Source organism: Kribbella monticola, from assembly GCF_003261635.1.
GTDB lineage: Bacteria > Actinomycetota > Actinomycetes > Propionibacteriales > Kribbellaceae > Kribbella > Kribbella monticola.
This window is the reverse complement of record NZ_QFXK01000029.1, coordinates 22715-38777: the sequence shown is the minus strand read 5'-3', so window position 1 is coordinate 38777 and position 16063 is coordinate 22715. Positions and strand designations below refer to the sequence as shown.

Sequence of the window (16063 nt, the reverse complement as noted above, 5' to 3'; positions counted from 1 at the left end):
TGGTACCGGGGTTTCCGGGTACCCAGGGTTTGGCATAGGTTTCGGCGAGTGAAGATCGCAGTAGTGCGCGAGACCAGACCGGCGGAGCGCCGGGTGGCGCTGGTGCCGGAACAGGTCACCAAACTTGTCCAGCTCGGCTACGAGGTCGCGGTCGAACCCGCGGCAGGTGAGCGCGCGTTGTACTCCGACGACGCCTACCGCGAAGCCGGCGCCGAGGTCGCCTGGGGAGCCGACCACGCCGCGACCGTCGTCGTGTCGGTACAGCCGCTCGAACGCGAACGCCTGCAGCGGCTGCATGCCGGTACGGCGCTGATGTCGTTCCTGCCCACGAACCCGCCGGACGTGATCCGGGCCGCGACCCGGGCCAAGCTGACCGCCTTCGCGATGGAGCTCATCCCGCGGATCTCCCGGGCCCAGTCGATGGACGCCCTGTCCTCGCAGGCCTTGGTCGCCGGCTACCGCGCGGCCATCATCGCCGCGGAACGGTTGCCCCGGTTCTTTCCACTCAACATGACCGCCGCCGGCACGGTCCCGCCCGCGCAGGTCCTCGTCCTGGGTGCCGGCGTCGCAGGCCTGCAAGCGATCGCGACCGCGAAGCGCCTCGGCGCAGTGGTGAAGGCGTACGACGTACGAACCGCCGCCGCCGAAGAGATCGCGTCGATGGGAGCCAGCCCGATCGAGCTGGAACTCGGCACGTTGGACGGCCCTGGCGGTTATGCCCGCGAGATGACCGAGGAGCGCGCGCAGCTCCAGCGCGACCTACTCGCGCCGTACGTCGCAGGTGCGGATGCCCTGATCACCACGGCCGCCGTACCTGGCCGGACCGCGCCGATGCTGGTGTCGCGGTCGATGGTCGAGCAGATGAAGCCCGGCTCCGTCGTCGTCGACCTGGCCTCGGAATCCGGCGGCAACGTCGAGGGCTCGGTCGCCGGTACCGAACTGATGATCGGGAACGCGTTGGTCTGGGGCGGCGCGAACGTGCCCAGCCAGATGGCCGGCCCGGCCAGCCGCCTCTACGGCCAGAACATCGCGAACCTGATCACGCTGATGACCCGCAACGCCGCCTTCGATCCGGACTTCAACGACGAGATCGTGGCCGGCTGTTGCGTCACACACGACGGCTCGGTCTTGCACGAGCCGACCCGGGAGCTCCTGGAAGGACCGTCCAGATGACCGAGTCCATCGCCCTGCTGACCATCTTCGTGCTGGCCGCGTTCGTCGGCGTCGAGGTGATCAGCAAGGTCTCCTCGACCCTGCACACCCCGCTGATGTCCGGGGCGAACGCGATCCACGGCGTCATCCTGGTCGGCGCGATCATCGTCACCGGTCAGGCCGACTCCGCGCTGGTCGTCATCGTCGGCCTGCTGGCCGTCGTACTGGCCACCGTGAACATGGTCGGCGGTTTCGTCGTCACCGACCGGATGCTGGAGATGTTCCGCGGACCCGCGGCACGCAAGAAGGAGCTGCACAAGTGATCGCCACCTGGGCCCAGATCGGTTACCTGGTTTCGGCGGTCTGCTTCATCGTCGCCCTCAAGGCGCTGTCGTCACCCCGTACTGCGCGCACCGGGAACCTGCTCGGCGCAGCCGGCGCGGTGCTGGCGGTGCTCATCACGTTCATCGCCTACAAGCCCCATCATCTGGTGCCGATCCTGATCGCGCTGGTGATCGGCGCGGTCGGCGGTGTGATCGGGTCGCGCCGGGTGCAGATGACCCACATGCCGCAATTGGTGGCCTTGTTCAACGGTGTCGGTGGTGGTGCCGCGGCGCTGGTCGCGCTGATGGAGCTCGGCGAGGTCCAGTCGGGCGAGACCGTCGCGGCGATCGCCACCGCGTTCACCATCGTGGTCGGTGCGATCAGCTTCTCCGGTTCGATCGTCACCTTCGCCAAGTTGCAGGAACTCATGACGACCCGGCCGGTGACGTTCCCGGGGCTGCCCGTGTTGTTCGTGGCCGGGATTCTCGGCGCGATCGCGCTGTCGGGGTGGCTCGTGTCCGACCCGCGGGTGTGGGTCGGCGTACTGCTCTGCCTGGTCGGTCTGGCGGTCGGCGTGATGCTGGTGCTGCCGGTGGGCGGCGCCGACGTACCGATCGTCATCTCGCTGCTGAACGCCTTCACCGGCCTGACAGTGGCCGCGGGCGGTTACGTCCTCGGCAACACGCTGCTGCTGGTGGCGGGAACGCTTGTCGGTGCAGCCGGTACGTTGCTGACGAAGCTGATGGCCGACGCGATGGGCCGGTCGGTCTTCAACATCCTGTTCGGCGCTGTCCGCGGTGGTTCGACCCTCGGGGCCGGAACGGTGTCCGACCGGCCGGTGATCTCGGGTGGGGCTCAGGATGTGGCGATCCTGCTGGCGTACGCGCAACGGGTCATCATCGTCCCGGGGTACGGCCTGGCGGTCGCGCAGGCCCAGCACACGCTGCGCGAACTGGTCGAGGTACTGCAGGGTCGCGGCGTGAAGGTCGACTACGCGATCCACCCGGTCGCGGGCCGCATGCCCGGGCACATGAACGTGCTCCTCGCCGAAGCGCAGGTCCCCTACGATCAGCTCCGCGAGATGGACGAGATCAACCCCGACTTCAAGGCCACCGACGTGGTCCTCGTCGTCGGCGCCAACGACGTCGTCAACCCCGCCGCCCGCAACACTCCGAGCGCCCCCATCTACGGCATGCCCATCCTGAACGCCGACGAAGCCCAACGAGTCATCTTCTTGAAGCGCTCCATGCGCCCCGGCTTCGCCGGCATCGAGAACGAACTCCTCTACGACCCCCGAACCACCCTCCTCTTCGGCGACGCCAAAGACTCCCTAACCAAACTCCTCGCCGCAGTCAAGACCGTCTAGTCTCATCGGCGACGGGGTGCTCACTCAGGTCGGTGAGCACCCCGTTCCGCCGGTCAGCTGCTTTGGCGCCGCCGGTTGAGTTCACCGATGACCACATCCAGCCCAAGATGCTCTTTGAGCATGTACTTCAGCTGCTGACCGTCGATCAGCTGGATGCGGCCGTGGTCGTCGGCGAAGTCGATCGTCGCCTTCCCGTACCACGAGGTGGTGACCAGCACACCTCGGCTGGCCTTCTTCTGACCCATCACGCCGGCCAGTGCGCGAACTGCGTCGGCCGGCACGATGTTCTTGTACCTCTTGGCCTGAATCACGCAGACGCCGCCCATGATCGGATCTTCGTTGAAGGCGACACCGTCAACGCCGTCGTCGCGTGACGCCTGGGTGACCCACGATTTCATCCCCATCGCTTCGAACAGCTGCCGAACCAGGTGCTCGAACTCCGTCGGTGGCATGTCGACGAGGACGGTCCGGCTATCCAGACCAACGGCAGCATCGTGCTCGGTGACGAACTTGTACTTCGACAGGTCCGGGTCGAAAACCGGACGGACGGCCTCGAGATCGTGGGGATGCGGGGAGATCAGTGCGTTGAGGTGCCGAAGGCACTGAACGGGGTCGAGATCGACGAGCACCAGGTCGCTGAACTGCTCGCGGGTGGTCAAGACGCTGACCAGACACGGCCGCTCGGGTCTGCCGGTCGCTCGGTTCCGGGTCGCAACATGTGCGCTGATGGCAACCTCGGCGATCAGGTCCGGGGCTGCCACTTCGTAGATGTCGCGGATCGTACAGAGCACCAACTGCGCGACCAGATTGGTGTAGCGCTGAGCGATGTCGCGCGCAGGACGCGCTTTCGGGACGATCTCGTCCTTGGTGCGGACGTAGCGATGTTCGACCTCGGGCGGAATCACGTCGACCCCGGGAAGTTCCATCACCACCAGCAGCCGTCCGTTGTCGGCTTGGAAGGCGACCTCGACATCGGCCGGCAGTCCGGCGGGTAGGTCCCGGGACTCGAGCATGAGCTCGAAGTAGTCGTTGATCGCCTCCGGACTTCTCGCCAGGTACGCGCGTTCGAATTCGTCCACCTTGGCGTTGGCCGCGCTCGCGTCAAGCCGCTGTCGGGCCGCCTTCGCCTCGTAGGCCGCTCTGGCTCGCTGTAACTGATCGAGACGGTCCCGTTCAGCTACGGCGTACTGCGCCTGCGCGCTCTCGAACCTCGCGGCGGCGTCCAGCTGCTCACGCTCGAGTTGAGTCTTCTTGAAGAGTCGTTGCAGTGATTTCGGAGCAGGCGGGGCATAGTCCTCCCAGGCCGGTGGTGCGAGTGGTGCAGCCAGCTTCCCGGGTTGGAACGGTTTGATGGAGGGTGTCTGTCGCAGCGAGGCGAAGGGCACGCGTACAGATCTCGCGAGGCTCGCGATGAGAATGCCGTCGAGCTCGCGCACCCGGCCGGTCAACTGTTCGTTGAGGGCGTCCGTCTCGGCCTGGCGAAGGCGGAGATACTCCGCAGCTGCCTCCCTGGCCGCCTGCTTGTCCGCCCGGTCCGCCTCTCGGATCTGGCGCTCCTTGGCTCGGCGAGCCTGAGCGGCAAGCCGGTCGTTCTCCCGCTGGAAGCGAGCCGCCTGCTTCTGCTGCTGTATCCGCTGATGTTCCAGCTCGGCAAAGAATCCTCTCCGACGCCCCACCATGACCCCCTGACCCCAGACGCTCAGTCACTGTTGTGACCGAAAAGTCACTGTAAGTGTCGTCGGCCCGGCGCGAAAGGTCTCGAAGCCGAGACGGCGCCCAAGGCCTGGCGGATCGGATCGGCGGTATGAGGCCGGGTGGTGCCAATGCACCATGCGGCCGGGGTGGGAGGTGTGGATCGCGTTGACCGGGCTGGGGGTGGCGAATAGGTTCGGGGCGGGTCGTGGAGCTGTCGGCTCCCACCTCTGCCGCTGAGATTTTGGTGGCATTCCGCCCGTCAATGTGACGATCCGGCCGCCTCGCGGTCTATTCGTCATGCCCGAAAGCCAAGGATGACCGTGTCCGCTCGTACGACGTAATCAGCCCGCCCACTCTCCAGCAGCACCGTCCTACTTTCGCTCCTGCTGCTCCCGCTAGCGCCCGCAGTCGCCCAGTACGCCGAACAACTTTCGACCGGCGTCGAATGGGTCAACGCCAAAGCACTTTTCTGCCGAGACCACAACCCTTTGGCAGCTTCCGGCCAACACGCGCGCGGCTGGTGCATCTGAAGCGGTCCAGTCCGGTAATTCCGTCCCCGCACACCAGAAGAATTGGTCGCTCATTCCCCGCTCTTACCGCACCTACCCCCGCTGAGCCGCCCGCACCCCCAACTCGAACCGTCCCGACGCCCCCGCCTGTTCACTCAACTTGGCCGCCATCCGCCGCACCGTCCGCAACGAAACCCCCAACTTCCGCCCCGCCTGCTCATCAGTAGCCCCCTGGACCAACAGATTCAACAACTCAGCCTCCTGCGGTGCCAGGTCTTTCGATGACTTGAGTTCACCGGCGAATGGATCGGTCGAGTCCTGCCAGTAGCGCTCGAAGAGAGCCTTCGCCATCGTCAGCGCAGCTTTGCTGTGGTGCACCACCAAGCCGGCGGAATGGTCGTCGGGATCGAGCGCAGTCACAGCAGCAATTCCATCGAAAATCATCAAGCGCATTGGCACGGTCGGTGATGTCCTGATTTTCGCACCGTTGGCGTGCATCCAGCCGAAGTACTCGAAGATTCATTTGTTGGTCAAGGTGGCCGTCATGAAGATGACGCGGAAATCAATGTCGGCGTCGAGATATGGTTTGTCTGGTGAATCTGCCGGGTCACCGAATTCTGGATTCGTTTCCGCCAAGTTGTTCAGTGCCCAAAACGACTTCGTCGGGCGGAATTCGCCAATTCTCTGATGGGCGCGCTCGCTACCCTCGACGATCTCTATTTCGCGTTCGTTGCGGCGGCGCATCGATTCGTTGTACTGCTGAGTGATCAGCTCGGCTCTCAACTCATCCGCGTGAAGCTCTTCGGTCAGCTGGTTCAGCTGCTGGCGCCGACGCCGGCTGAGGATGGAGAAGCCAAGGTTCGGATGGACGGCATACTCGGCGCCGCCGGTCCAGCGTGGGATCAGGAGTTTGAACTCGCGCAGCTCGTTGAGACTGTCCTCTACCTGCGCAAGGGAGTGGCCGGTGGTCGCGGCCAACTCCTCCGCCCCGATGTTGGGCTCGTCCAGGAGTGCTCTGTAGATCTGCAGTGCCGTGCTTGTGATCCCCAGCGATTCGAACAAGTCGGCTCCAGGCTTGTGTCAGACCCAGCCGCGTTTGGCTGCGGCTACTCCTAGTTCGAAGCGGGACGTGGCGTCGAGGCGCTCGGAGAGGTTCGCGGTGATGCGGCGGGCGGTGCGGAGGGAGATGCCGAGGAGGCGGGCGACCTGCTCGTCTTTGGCGCCGCCGGCGAGGAGCCGTAGTACCTCGGCCTCGTGTGGGGTGAGGGGAGAGTTGTCTTCGCGGTCCTCGGGGGCGAACAGTTCCGTGGCGCGGGACCAGTACGAGTCGAAGAGGGCGATCGCCAGCGCCAGGACGGATGGGCTGCGGTGGATCACCGCGCCGTCGCTCTCGACCTCCGGATTGAGCGGCATGATCGCGATTTCCTGGTCGATGATGAGCAGCCGCATCGCAAGGGTCGGAGTCGCGCGGACCTCGCCGCCGAGCTTGTACATGTACGAGGCGAACTCGAGTCCGGCTTTCGAGACGGTCATGCTCTGGAGGTAGACGCTCCGCATCTTGATACCGCGCTCGAGCAGCGGGATGTCCGGGGATTCCTCCGCCGGGGCGACGATGTCGTCGACGTGGGCGGGGATGAGTCCCCAGAACGATTCGCGGGCCTTCGACCCCAGCTCCTCGATCCGGCGAGAAGCGTTAGCGCGGCCACGCAACACCTCGACGTCGCCGCTGGTCCGGGAGGTGAGAAGTTCGTTGTACTGCTCGGCCAGTACCTCGGCCGAGGCCTCGGCCTGACTCAGTTCGCCAAGCATTTTGTTCAGTTCGCTGCGTCGGCGCTCCGCGAGCCCGCTGAGGCCGACCCTGGGGTGAACAGCGTGTTCGACGGTCGGGTTCGACCAGGTCGGAACCAGAAGATCGAGTTTCCGGAGAACATCCATCCGGTGGTGAACCTCGTCCAATGCACAATTCAGGAGTGAGGCAATCTGCTCCGGTGTGCTCTCGGGCTCACGTAGAAGGGCGTGATAGACCGCGAAGGTGGCCTCGTCCACACCTAACGGTTCCAGCACTGTCTACACCCTTCTAACGCTCGTTCAGGAACCGACCATATACAGGGTGCGTCGATTTAGCGCGCTCAGGAGAACGTTTCGGATTATTTCGAAAGGACACGCTGTGATCAAGAGGTTTCTGACGGTGTCCGGCGTGACGCTGCTGCTGACGGGTTCCGTCCTGCTGTCCTCAGGGTCGGCTTGGGCGGGCGACGACCCGCCGGTCGTGGACAACCCGACCAGCAGCTGCGCGGCCGGAAATTGCTGGGGTATGTAGTCCCGTAGACTGTTGCCTGTGGCTCGTGGCGATGGTCGGCTCACTCATGATCTTGACCCGCAGGACCTAGGACCTCAGGACGCTTGTGGCGTCTTCGGGGTTTGGGCTCCGGGGGAAGAGGTTGCCAAACTCACCTATTTCGGGCTCTACGCTCTGCAGCACCGGGGGCAGGAGTCGGCTGGCATCGCGGTCAGCAACGGGACCCAGATTCTGGTCTACAAGGACATGGGTCTGGTCAGTCAGGCCTTCGACGAGGCGACCCTGGCGTCGCTGCGGGGGTACATCTCCGTCGGGCACTGCCGGTACTCGACGACCGGCTCCAGCGTCTGGGCGAACGCCCAGCCCACCTTCCGGTCCACCGCGACCGGGTCGATCGCGCTCGGGCACAACGGCAACCTCACCAACACCGGTGAGCTGGCCGCGACTCTCGACGGCACCGACCCGCTCGACCTCGGGCTGGACCTGGAGGTCGAGCACGCGAAGGCGAACGCCAAGCACGGCGCGTCCTCCGACACCGACATCCTCACCTCGATGCTCGCCGGGTACCCGGACCTGACCATCGAGCAGGCCGCCGCGAAGGTGCTGCCGAAGGTCAAGGGTGCGTACAGCCTCGTCTTCATGGACGAGACCACCCTGTACGGCGCGCGCGATCCGCAGGGCATCCGTCCGCTCGTACTCGGCCGGCTCGAGCGCGGCTGGGTGATCGCGAGCGAAACCGCCGCCCTCGACATCGTCGGCGCCAGCTTCATCCGCGAGGTCGAGCCGGGTGAAATCGTCGCCATCGACGAGGACGGCCTGCGCTCGACCCGGTTCGCCGAGGCGGACCCCAAGGGCTGCCTGTTCGAGTTCGTCTACCTCGCCCGCCCGGACACCCAGATCTCCGGCCAGCGGATCCACTCGACCCGCGTCGAGGTGGGCCGCCAACTGGCCCGTGAGCACCCGGTCGAGGCCGATCTCGTCATCGCGACCCCGGAGTCCGGTACGCCGGGCGCCATCGGGTACGCCGAGGAGTCCGGCATCCCGTACGGCTCGGGCCTGGTCAAGAACGCCTACGTCGGCCGCACCTTCATCCAGCCAAGCCAGACGATCCGCCAACTGGGTATCCGGCTGAAGCTGAACCCGCTGCGCGAGGTGATCGAGGGCAAGCGCCTGGTCGTCGTGGACGACTCGATCGTCCGCGGCAACACCCAGCGCGCGGTGATCCGGATGCTGCGCGAGTCGGGCGCGGCCGAGATCCACGTCCGGATCTCGTCGCCGCCGGTGAAGTGGCCGTGTTTCTACGGCATCGACTTCGCCAGCCGTGCCGAACTGATCGCGAACGGCCTGAACACCGAGGAGATCTGCCGTTCGATCGGCGCGGACTCCCTCGGCTACGTCAGCCTGGACGGCCTGATCGAGGCCACCTCGGTCGGCAAGGACAAGCTCTGCCGGGCCTGCTTCGACGGTGTCTACCCGATCGCGCTGCCCGAACCGGAGCACCTCGGCAAGCACCTGCTGGAGCTGCCGGTCGCCACCGATGTCGACGGTCTGGCCACGGTGGCCGGCGGAGCCGGCGCCGCGGACGCCCTGTCCCGGCCCTGACCGAGCCGGTCGGGGCAAGAGGCCGGTCGGGACCAAGGACAAAGGCCGCCAGAAAATCAGGCCGTCAGACAGGGCCCTGATCACCAGGACCCTGAGAACAAGGAGAACAACGTGTCCGAGGGCGCCAGCTACGCCGCCGCGGGGGTCGACATCGAGGCCGGTGACCGGGCCGTCGAACTGATGAAGGAGTGGGTCGCGAAGGCGACCCGTCCCGAGGTGGTCGGCGGGCTCGGCGGATTCGCCGGCCTGTTCGACGCGAGCGCCCTGACGGCGTACCGGCGGCCGTTGCTGGCGACGTCGACGGACGGGGTCGGGACCAAGGTCGCGATCGCGCAGAAGCTGGACCGGCACGACACGATCGGCTTCGACCTGGTCGGCATGGTCGTCGACGACCTGGTCGTCTGCGGCGCGGAACCGCTGTTCATGACCGACTACATCTGCACCGGCAAGGTGGTCCCCGAGACGATCGCGCAGATCGTGAAGGGCATCGCCGAGGCGTGCGTGGAAGCCGGTACGGCGCTCGTCGGCGGAGAGACGGCTGAGCACCCCGGCCTGCTCGAGGCCAACGAGTACGACGTGGCAGGCGCGGCCACCGGCGTGGTCGAGGCCGACGAGGTGATCGGCGCGGACCGCGTTCGCGCGGGTGATGTCGTGGTCGCGATGGCATCGTCGGGTCTGCACTCGAACGGGTACTCCCTGGTCCGGCACGTCTTCTTCGACCGGGCCGGCTGGCAGCTCGACCGGGAGGTCCCCGAACTCGGCGGCACCCTCGGGGACACCTTGCTGACGCCGACCAAGGTCTACGCCAAGCACTGCCTGGAGCTGATCCGGGAGCTGAACGGCGACGAGAAGCCGCTGCACGCGATGTCGCACATCACCGGTGGTGGATTCGCGGCGAACCTGGCCCGGGTGATCCCCGCCGAGCTCGCGGTCCGGATCGACCGGTCGACGTGGACTCCGGCGCCGATCTTCGGCCTGGTCGGTCAGCTCGGTGACGTGCCGCTGCTGGAACTCGAGAAGACCCTGAACATGGGCGTCGGGATGGTCGCGGTGCTCGACCCGGCCGCGGCGGACCGGGCGATCGCCGTACTGGCCGAGCGCGACATCCCCGCCTGGGTGTGCGGCGAGGTCAGCGCAGCCGACGGCGCCTCAGGCGTCGAACTCCAAGGCGACTACGCCCGCTGAAAGCGACTACGCCCGCTGAAGCCAACCAGCAAGCGAACTCCGCCGGAAGCAACCAGCCGCCGAGGCAATCGCCGCTGGGGCAACGAGCGGCGACATCCGCTGAGCGACCCCGCGAAATCCGGAGAACTCCACGAGGAGTTCTCCGGATTCACAGCGTGAGCAGGGCAGCACGAAGCGCCATCTGTGTGGTCAAGCGCTAGCCCTGTGGTGGAACTCGTCGGTCAAGCACAGGAGACCTGCCCGGCGCTCGAGGCGCTGGGCAGGTCATCCGAGCTGAAATGCTGCCTTACCGACGGGGGTGGTAGTCGTCGGCGTCATCGCCGACGTCTGCGTCGTTGTCGCCGTTCGCAGATCCGTTACCGCTCTGCTCGCCGCCGGACAGCTCTTTCTTGAGCTGCTCCAAGTCGGTCTCCCAGGTGCGGTATTTCAGGTCGCGTGCGACCTTCGTCTGCTTGGCCTTTGCACGGCCGCGCCCCATAGCGTCGACCCCCTCGCACAAGTCAACCGGGTACGCAGCTGGGCGCCCACGGATCAGTCGTCAGTAATCGTGGTTCTAGGTTACCCGGAGCCGGTCTCCGACACACGCACCGCCCCCTGGCTGGACCCCCGAACGGGCCCGGTGACAGGCCGGAAGGCCTGGCCGATCCCCTCAAACCGGCCAGGCCTTCCGCGTCTTGAGCGTCGAACCGAGGAACTACTTCACCTCGCGACGTGAGCTTGCCCACAGTCCGACGATGGTCGGCAGCACGATCCAGACCCCGATCGCGGTGAGCGTCTCGGGCAGCATCCCGTGCAGATCGCGTTCGGCGATCCGGCCGAAGGCGCCGAACACGTCCAGCCAGTTCGCGTTGTCCTTGAACAGCGCCGGTCCGGCCAGCGCCCAGGCAGTCGGGGCGATGAAGAAGACCAGGATCGCGACGGCGGTCTGGGCGATCACCGCACCGAAGGCGGCACCCATCACGACGTTCAATGCGGTGGTCAGATAGGCGCCGGCGAGCGCGCCGCCCAGTCCGGCGTACGACGAGCCGTGGCCGCCGGTGGCGCCGCCGAGCGCAGTGGCGGCCATTGCGAGCACCGTGGTCGCGGTCAGTACGACGATGCTCAGCACGATCGCTGAGACGAACTTGGCCAGCTGCACCCGGACTCGGCGCGGCGACAGCGTGAAGGTGGTCAACGCGGTGCGCTGGGTCCACTCACTCGTCATCGCCATCACACCGATGACCGGCAGCAACAGCTGTACGCCTGTCGACGCGGCTGCCAGGTAGCTGTCGAACTGCTGCTGGCCTGCGTCCATGTGCGTGAGCTGCCAGGTGAGTGCAGCAACGGCCAGCGCAAGGATGGCCAGGATCAGCACCCTGCCGCTGCGCGTGTCCAGGGACTTCCGCAGCTCGGTGACGACCAGCCGAAGGAAGGACTGCCCGCGTGCAGGGGGCAATGAGGTGGCGACAGCGCGGTGCTTTCCAGCAGCGGCCGCTGTGGTGGGTGGGGAGGCGATTTCGGTGACAGCCATGGTGGTGAACTCCAGAAGTTTCGAGGTGGTCAGGCGGCAACGGCAGTGGCGGTCGGGCTGGTGAGCTGGAAGAAGAGCTCTTCCAGACCGGCGCCGTCGCTCTCGCGCAGTTCAAGGAGGATCTGGCCGGCAGCAGCGGCTGCCCGACCGACCTGCTCAGCGGTGGCATCGACGCGGAGCGCGCCGTCGTGCAGCGGCTCCAGGGCGAGCCCGGCGGCGGTCAGCGCCTGGTTCAGCGCGACCGGGTCGAGGCCGCGGACCAGCGTGCCGCTCCCGGCGAGCAATTCGTCCAGCGAGCCGTTGGCGACGATGCGGCCGCCACCGATGACGACCAGTCGGTCCACGGTCGCCTGTACCTCGCCCAGCAGGTGGCTGGACAGGATCACCGTTCCACCGCGGTTCGCGAAGTCCTGCAGCAAGCCGCGCATCCACCGGATGCCTTCCGGGTCCATCCCGTTGGCAGGCTCGTCCAGGATCAGTACTGCGGGGTCGCCGAGCAGCGCGCTCGCGATACCGAGCCGCTGCCGCATCCCGAGCGAGTACTGACCGACCCGGCGCTTCGCAGCCGAGCTGAGCCCGACAGCTTCGAGCATCTCGTCCGCCCGAGTCTTCGGTACGCCGAGCAGGCTCGCGTTGAGCTGCAGGGTCTCCCGGCCGGTGCGGCCCGGGTGCTGGGCGGCGGCGTCGAGCATGACCCCGACGACCCGGCCCGGGTTCGGCAACTCGACGTACCGCTTGCCGGTGATCGTCGCGCGGCCGGAGGTCGGCGGCGTGAGTCCCGTCAGCATGCGCAGCGTGGTGGACTTGCCGGCCCCGTTCGGGCCGAGAAAGCCGGTGATGCTGCCGGGCTCGACGGTGAAGGAGACATCCTGCACGGCGGTGGTGTTGCCGTAGCGCTTGCTGAGGTTCTCGACGGTGATCATGGGGGCAACTCTTCCGTCCGGACCCCGGTGTCCACATCGACCGAGCGTCTCGACCGGCCCCCTACGAAAGTCGTCGGGGATCCACCCTGACCCCCACCGGAGGAGGGAGACGGCACGCTCCTGAAGGTGGACGTGGACACCTACGCTGCGCGACTACGCTGACGCAATGCAATGGTTGCGGCGCTGGTACGACTGGTTCGTCCAGCGCGCCCCGCGGATCCGCGACCTGATGTACATCGGCTTCAGCCTGCTTACGATCGTCGCCCAGGCAGCGTCCGGGACCAGCCGGGGTGGCTGGCAGGCGCGGGACTGGTTCGTGCTCGGTCTCGGGATCGCCGCCTCGCTGGCCCTGTGGTGGCGTCGCCGCTTCCCCGTCACCGTCACCATCGTTGCCATCCTGGCGCTGCTGGGCGGTCAGATCTTCGTCCCGATGGGGTTGGCCCTGCTGACGCTCGCGGTCCGTCGCCGCGACCTCATGCTGGCCGCGCTGAGCCTCGCGGCGTACGTCGCGTATGTCGCCAGCGCCTGGTCCGACCGGACCAGCGATCCGTACGTGCTGCTCTTCACCGGGCCGTTCCTGATCGGCACCTGGGTGGCGGTCGGCGCCTACATCGGTGCCCGGCGTGACCTGATGGTCTCGCTGCGGGACCGGGCCGAGCGAGCCGAGGCGGAGCGCGAACTCCGCGCCGACCAGGCCCGGTTGGGCGAGCGGGCCCGGATCGCGCAGGAGATGCACGACGTCCTGGCGCACAAGGTGTCGCTGATCGCCTTGCATGCAGGCGGTCTCGAGGTGAACCCGGCGGTCGGCCCGGAGAAGGTGGAGAGCTCGGCCGGCCTGATTCGCGAGACCGCCCGGCAGGCGATGGAGGACCTGCGCGAAGTCCTCGGCGTACTGCGAACTGATCTCAGCGCGGCCGGTGCTGACCTGGCCCCGGTACCGCAAGCGCTCGACCTGGCCCGGTTGGTGGAGGCCTCCCGGGCGGCCGGGGTGAACGTGTCGAGCGAGCTGGTCCTGCCGGACGACGTACCGGCGTCGGTGGGTCGCACGGTCTACCGGATCGTGCAGGAGGGGCTGACCAACGTGCACAAGCACGCCCGCGGCGTCTCGACCGAAGTCGTGGTGCACGGTGCGCCCGGCACCGGGGTGACGGTCCGGGTGACGAACGTCCGGCCGGTCGCGGCCGATTCCTTGTTGCCTGGCGCCGGTGCGGGCCTGGTCGGGCTGCGCGAACGGGTCAGCCTGTCGGGTGGAAGCATCTCGGCCGGACCGACCGCGGAAGGCGGCTGGCAGGTCGAGGCCTGGCTGCCGTGGTCGGAGAAGGACACGGCGCAACCCGCCGGGCCCGGCGACACCACGACCAACACCAAGACCGACGAGACCAACGCCGACGTCAAGACCGCCAAGACCGCCAAGACCGACGAGACCGACGAGACCGACGACACCGACGACATCGACGAAGGAGAAGGATGACGCGGCTGCTGATCGTGGACGACGAGGCGCTGGTCCGGGCCGGGCTGAAGATGATCCTCGAGTCGGCCGACGACCTCGAGGTCGTCGCCGAGGCCGAGGACGGCGCCGACGCGGTCGCGATGGTGCGCGAGCATCGTCCGGACGTGGTGCTGATGGACATCCGGATGCCGAAGCTGGACGGACTGGCTGCCACCCGGGCCGTGCAGGAGTTGCCGGAGCCGCCGAAGGTCGTAGTACTGACGACCTTCGATCTGGACGACTATGTGTTCCGGGCGCTGCAGGCGGGCGCGAGTGGGTTCCTGTTGAAGGACACGCCGCCACGCGAACTGGTTCAAGCCGTTCGGGTCGTCGCGGCCGGGGACGCGATGTTGTCGCCGGCGGTGACCCGGCGGTTGATCGGGCACTTCGCGGCGGATCAGCGGACCGATCGGCGGCGGGTGGCGCGGGAGCGGCTGACGTCACTGACCGATCGCGAGCGGGAGGTCCTGGCCGCGGTCGCCAAGGGACTGTCCAATGCGGACATCGGCAAGCAGTTGTTCATGAGCGAGGCGACCGTGAAGGCGCACGTCTCGCGGGTGCTGGTGAAACTCGATGCCACCAACCGGGTCCAGGTCGCGATCCTCGCCCATGACGCGGGCCTGCTGGACACCTGAAACGCCTTGTGGACAAGGGAAACCGGCCGCGAGTCGCCGGAGGGGTGGGGGCGGCGACTCGCGACCGGTTCCAGGTCAGCGACCCGGGGGGGAACGGGTCTCGCTGACGTGACTAGCGTCCTGCGTCGGAAGTTCTTTGGCGCTTGCGGCGCCCAGGCACGCACCTCGCGGCACTGGCCAAGCGCCCACGATGCTCCGCATCGAGGGCGCTTCTCCAGCACCGCGATGCACGCACCTGACCACCGCAATCGCTCAAACAACTTCCAACGCAGAACGCTGAGGATCAGGCGCGGCCGAAGGCCACGTTGCTGCTCCAGATCTTTGCCTTCGCGACCGGGCGGCCCGGCTTGGAGGCGTGCCACAGCATGTTGCCGCCGGCGTAGATGCCGACGTGGTACACGCTGCCGCCACCGCTCTTGAAGAACACCAGGTCGCCGGGCTTGGCGGCCTTGCGGCTCAAGTGCCTGGTGGCGCTGTACTGCTGGCGCGACGTACGGGGGAGCTTCTTGCCGGCGCGCTTGTAGACGAGACCGGTGTAGCCCGAGCAGTCCAGGCCGCGGGTGGTCGTGCCGCCGTAGCGGTACGGCGTGCCCTTGAGCTTGGCCGCTTCCCGCAGGACACGGGCCTGGAAGGTGGAGCTGCTACCGGTACCGCCGTGCAGCAGACCGTGGCTCGCGGCGTAGAACAGCGAACGCCAGGTGTTCACGGTCATGGTGCCGGTGCGGGGCAGGCCCACCCGGCGCTGGAACTTGGCGACCGCCGTACGAGTGGCGGAGCCGTACCAACCGCCGGCCGGGACGTCCAGCGAGCGCTGCACGTAGCGAACAGCGGAGCCGGCGTCGGCGTAGCGAAGCAGCGGCTTCGTTGAGACCGGCTTGTTACCCCGGGCCCACGCGGCCGAGGTGGTCTTGCTGGTGGCCGCGGATGCGGTCGTAGGCGTGCTGGCGACGGTGAGGATCGCTCCGCCGCTGACGGCGAGGCCGACCGAGAGGACGGCGGCTGCGGCACGCGGGGCGGCCGCGGACTTGGTGGTCTTGCGGTGCTTGGCCAGGATGCGACCGGTGGGCCGGCTACTGGACTCGCTCTGTTGACTGACAGCAGGCAGCGCTGTCCGTCGGACGGTGACGGGCATGGTTGTCTCCCGACGCCTGCGGAGTTAGCTGTCGGGTTCGGGCTGAGAGTCGATAGCCCGGTCCGCTCCCGCGGACTTCACCCCAGGGACCCGACCACTCACGGTCGGACCCCAACCTCCTGGGTCCCCCACTCCTGCCATGGTTGTTCGAGGGGAACAGGTGCGCCTGGCAGGACTCGGCGTTGACACACCTGCAGTTCGTCTCATTTGTCGAACCGCCGACGACTGTATAACAGAACGGT

Annotated in this window: 16 protein-coding genes and 1 riboswitch; of the genes, 8 read left to right on the top strand and 8 right to left on the bottom strand. The window is 67.2% G+C overall.

Annotated features, from left to right (window positions below):
* The first annotated feature begins 48 nt into the window (after positions 1–48).
* The 3 genes from DIZ26_RS14025 to DIZ26_RS14015 are packed head-to-tail and all read left to right on the top strand — an operon-like array spanning position 49 to position 2842.
* On the top strand, positions 49–1173 hold the full coding sequence (locus tag DIZ26_RS14025; protein ID WP_112241275.1) for an NAD(P) transhydrogenase subunit alpha: 1125 nt from the start codon (positions 49–51) through the stop codon (positions 1171–1173).
* Entirely contained in the window at positions 1170–1475 is a 306-nt protein-coding gene (locus DIZ26_RS14020) for an NAD(P) transhydrogenase subunit alpha (protein WP_112241273.1), read from the top strand. The genes DIZ26_RS14025 and DIZ26_RS14020 overlap by 4 nt, the downstream gene beginning before the upstream one ends.
* The gene (locus DIZ26_RS14015; protein ID WP_112241271.1) at positions 1472–2842 is read left to right on the top strand and encodes an NAD(P)(+) transhydrogenase (Re/Si-specific) subunit beta; all 1371 of its coding nucleotides are present in this window, start codon (positions 1472–1474) and stop codon (positions 2840–2842) included. Before DIZ26_RS14020 ends, DIZ26_RS14015 begins: the two co-directional genes overlap by 4 nt.
* A 53-nt stretch (positions 2843–2895) precedes the next feature.
* Here the strand turns inward: DIZ26_RS14015 and DIZ26_RS37860 are convergent, their stop codons facing one another.
* From DIZ26_RS37860 to DIZ26_RS13995, 4 genes are all read right to left on the bottom strand, one after another.
* Positions 2896–4518, bottom strand: coding sequence for a restriction endonuclease (locus DIZ26_RS37860; RefSeq protein ID WP_198676093.1), 1623 nt, complete (start codon positions 4516–4518; stop codon positions 2896–2898).
* 621 nt (positions 4519–5139) lie between these two features.
* Positions 5140–5544, bottom strand: coding sequence for a helix-turn-helix transcriptional regulator (locus tag DIZ26_RS14005; RefSeq protein ID WP_112241269.1), 405 nt, complete (start codon positions 5542–5544; stop codon positions 5140–5142).
* 21 nt (positions 5545–5565) lie between these two features.
* Positions 5566–6108: a hypothetical protein gene (locus DIZ26_RS14000; RefSeq protein ID WP_112241267.1), complete on the bottom strand. Its 543-nt coding sequence runs from the start codon at positions 6106–6108 to the stop codon at positions 5566–5568.
* An 18-nt stretch (positions 6109–6126) separates the two neighbouring features.
* Positions 6127–6981 carry a helix-turn-helix transcriptional regulator gene (locus tag DIZ26_RS13995; protein ID WP_232828333.1) on the bottom strand — a complete coding sequence of 285 codons (855 nt, stop codon included), beginning with the start codon at positions 6979–6981 and terminating at the stop codon, positions 6127–6129.
* A gap of 232 nt (positions 6982–7213) precedes the next feature.
* Between DIZ26_RS13995 and DIZ26_RS37445 the strand changes: the two genes are divergently transcribed.
* From DIZ26_RS37445 to purM, 3 genes are all read left to right on the top strand, one after another.
* On the top strand, positions 7214–7366 hold the full coding sequence (locus DIZ26_RS37445; protein WP_157979707.1) for a hypothetical protein: 153 nt from the start codon (positions 7214–7216) through the stop codon (positions 7364–7366).
* Between the two features lie 18 nt (positions 7367–7384).
* Positions 7385–8947 (top strand): amidophosphoribosyltransferase, encoded by a 1563-nt coding sequence (gene purF / locus DIZ26_RS13990; RefSeq protein ID WP_112241263.1) that lies wholly within the window; start codon positions 7385–7387, stop codon positions 8945–8947.
* 111 nt (positions 8948–9058) lie between these two features.
* Complete coding sequence (purM, locus tag DIZ26_RS13985) at positions 9059–10132, top strand: phosphoribosylformylglycinamidine cyclo-ligase (protein WP_112241261.1); 1074 nt, start codon at positions 9059–9061, stop codon at positions 10130–10132.
* Between the two features lie 286 nt (positions 10133–10418).
* Here purM and DIZ26_RS13980 read toward each other — a convergent pair whose 3' ends face one another.
* The 3 genes from DIZ26_RS13980 to DIZ26_RS13970 all read right to left on the bottom strand — a co-directional run bounded on the left by DIZ26_RS13980 (position 10419) and on the right by DIZ26_RS13970 (position 12565).
* On the bottom strand, positions 10419–10610 hold the full coding sequence (locus tag DIZ26_RS13980; RefSeq protein ID WP_112241259.1) for a DUF3073 domain-containing protein: 192 nt from the start codon (positions 10608–10610) through the stop codon (positions 10419–10421).
* A gap of 216 nt (positions 10611–10826) precedes the next feature.
* On the bottom strand, positions 10827–11642 hold the full coding sequence (locus DIZ26_RS13975) for an ABC transporter permease (protein ID WP_112241257.1): 816 nt from the start codon (positions 11640–11642) through the stop codon (positions 10827–10829).
* Positions 11643–11671: 29 nt separating this feature from the next.
* Complete coding sequence (locus DIZ26_RS13970; RefSeq protein ID WP_112241255.1) at positions 11672–12565, bottom strand: ABC transporter ATP-binding protein; 894 nt, start codon at positions 12563–12565, stop codon at positions 11672–11674.
* 166 nt (positions 12566–12731) lie between these two features.
* Here DIZ26_RS13970 and DIZ26_RS13965 point away from each other — a divergent pair, with 166 nt between their 5' ends.
* Together DIZ26_RS13965 and DIZ26_RS13960 are read left to right on the top strand one after the other, a co-directional pair.
* On the top strand, positions 12732–14036 hold the full coding sequence (locus DIZ26_RS13965) for a sensor histidine kinase (RefSeq protein ID WP_112241253.1): 1305 nt from the start codon (positions 12732–12734) through the stop codon (positions 14034–14036).
* Complete coding sequence (locus tag DIZ26_RS13960) at positions 14033–14689, top strand: response regulator (protein ID WP_112241251.1); 657 nt, start codon at positions 14033–14035, stop codon at positions 14687–14689. Before DIZ26_RS13965 ends, DIZ26_RS13960 begins: the two co-directional genes overlap by 4 nt.
* 283 nt (positions 14690–14972) lie before the next feature.
* Here DIZ26_RS13960 and DIZ26_RS13955 read toward each other — a convergent pair whose 3' ends face one another.
* Positions 14973–15821 carry a C40 family peptidase gene (locus DIZ26_RS13955; RefSeq protein WP_112241249.1) on the bottom strand — a complete coding sequence of 283 codons (849 nt, stop codon included), beginning with the start codon at positions 15819–15821 and terminating at the stop codon, positions 14973–14975.
* A riboswitch (cyclic di-AMP (ydaO/yuaA leader) is annotated at positions 15821–16013 on the bottom strand. It overlaps the preceding gene by 1 nt.
* Positions 16014–16063 lie beyond the last annotated feature (50 nt).

Coding starts and splice junctions, on each gene's coding strand:
- DIZ26_RS14020 (WP_112241273.1), top strand. CDS start 1,170: ATGACCGAGTCCATCGCCCTGCTGACCATCTTCGTGCTGGCCGCGTTC.
- DIZ26_RS14005 (WP_112241269.1), bottom strand. CDS start 5,544: ATGCACGCCAACGGTGCGAAAATCAGGACATCACCGACCGTGCCAATG.
- DIZ26_RS13995 (WP_232828333.1), bottom strand. CDS start 6,981: ATGGATGTTCTCCGGAAACTCGATCTTCTGGTTCCGACCTGGTCGAAC.
- DIZ26_RS13980 (WP_112241259.1), bottom strand. CDS start 10,610: ATGGGGCGCGGCCGTGCAAAGGCCAAGCAGACGAAGGTCGCACGCGAC.
- DIZ26_RS13975 (WP_112241257.1), bottom strand. CDS start 11,642: ATGGCTGTCACCGAAATCGCCTCCCCACCCACCACAGCGGCCGCTGCT.
- DIZ26_RS13970 (WP_112241255.1), bottom strand. CDS start 12,565: ATGATCACCGTCGAGAACCTCAGCAAGCGCTACGGCAACACCACCGCC.
- DIZ26_RS13965 (WP_112241253.1), top strand. CDS start 12,732: ATGCAATGGTTGCGGCGCTGGTACGACTGGTTCGTCCAGCGCGCCCCG.
- DIZ26_RS13960 (WP_112241251.1), top strand. CDS start 14,033: ATGACGCGGCTGCTGATCGTGGACGACGAGGCGCTGGTCCGGGCCGGG.
- DIZ26_RS13955 (WP_112241249.1), bottom strand. CDS start 15,821: ATGCCCGTCACCGTCCGACGGACAGCGCTGCCTGCTGTCAGTCAACAG.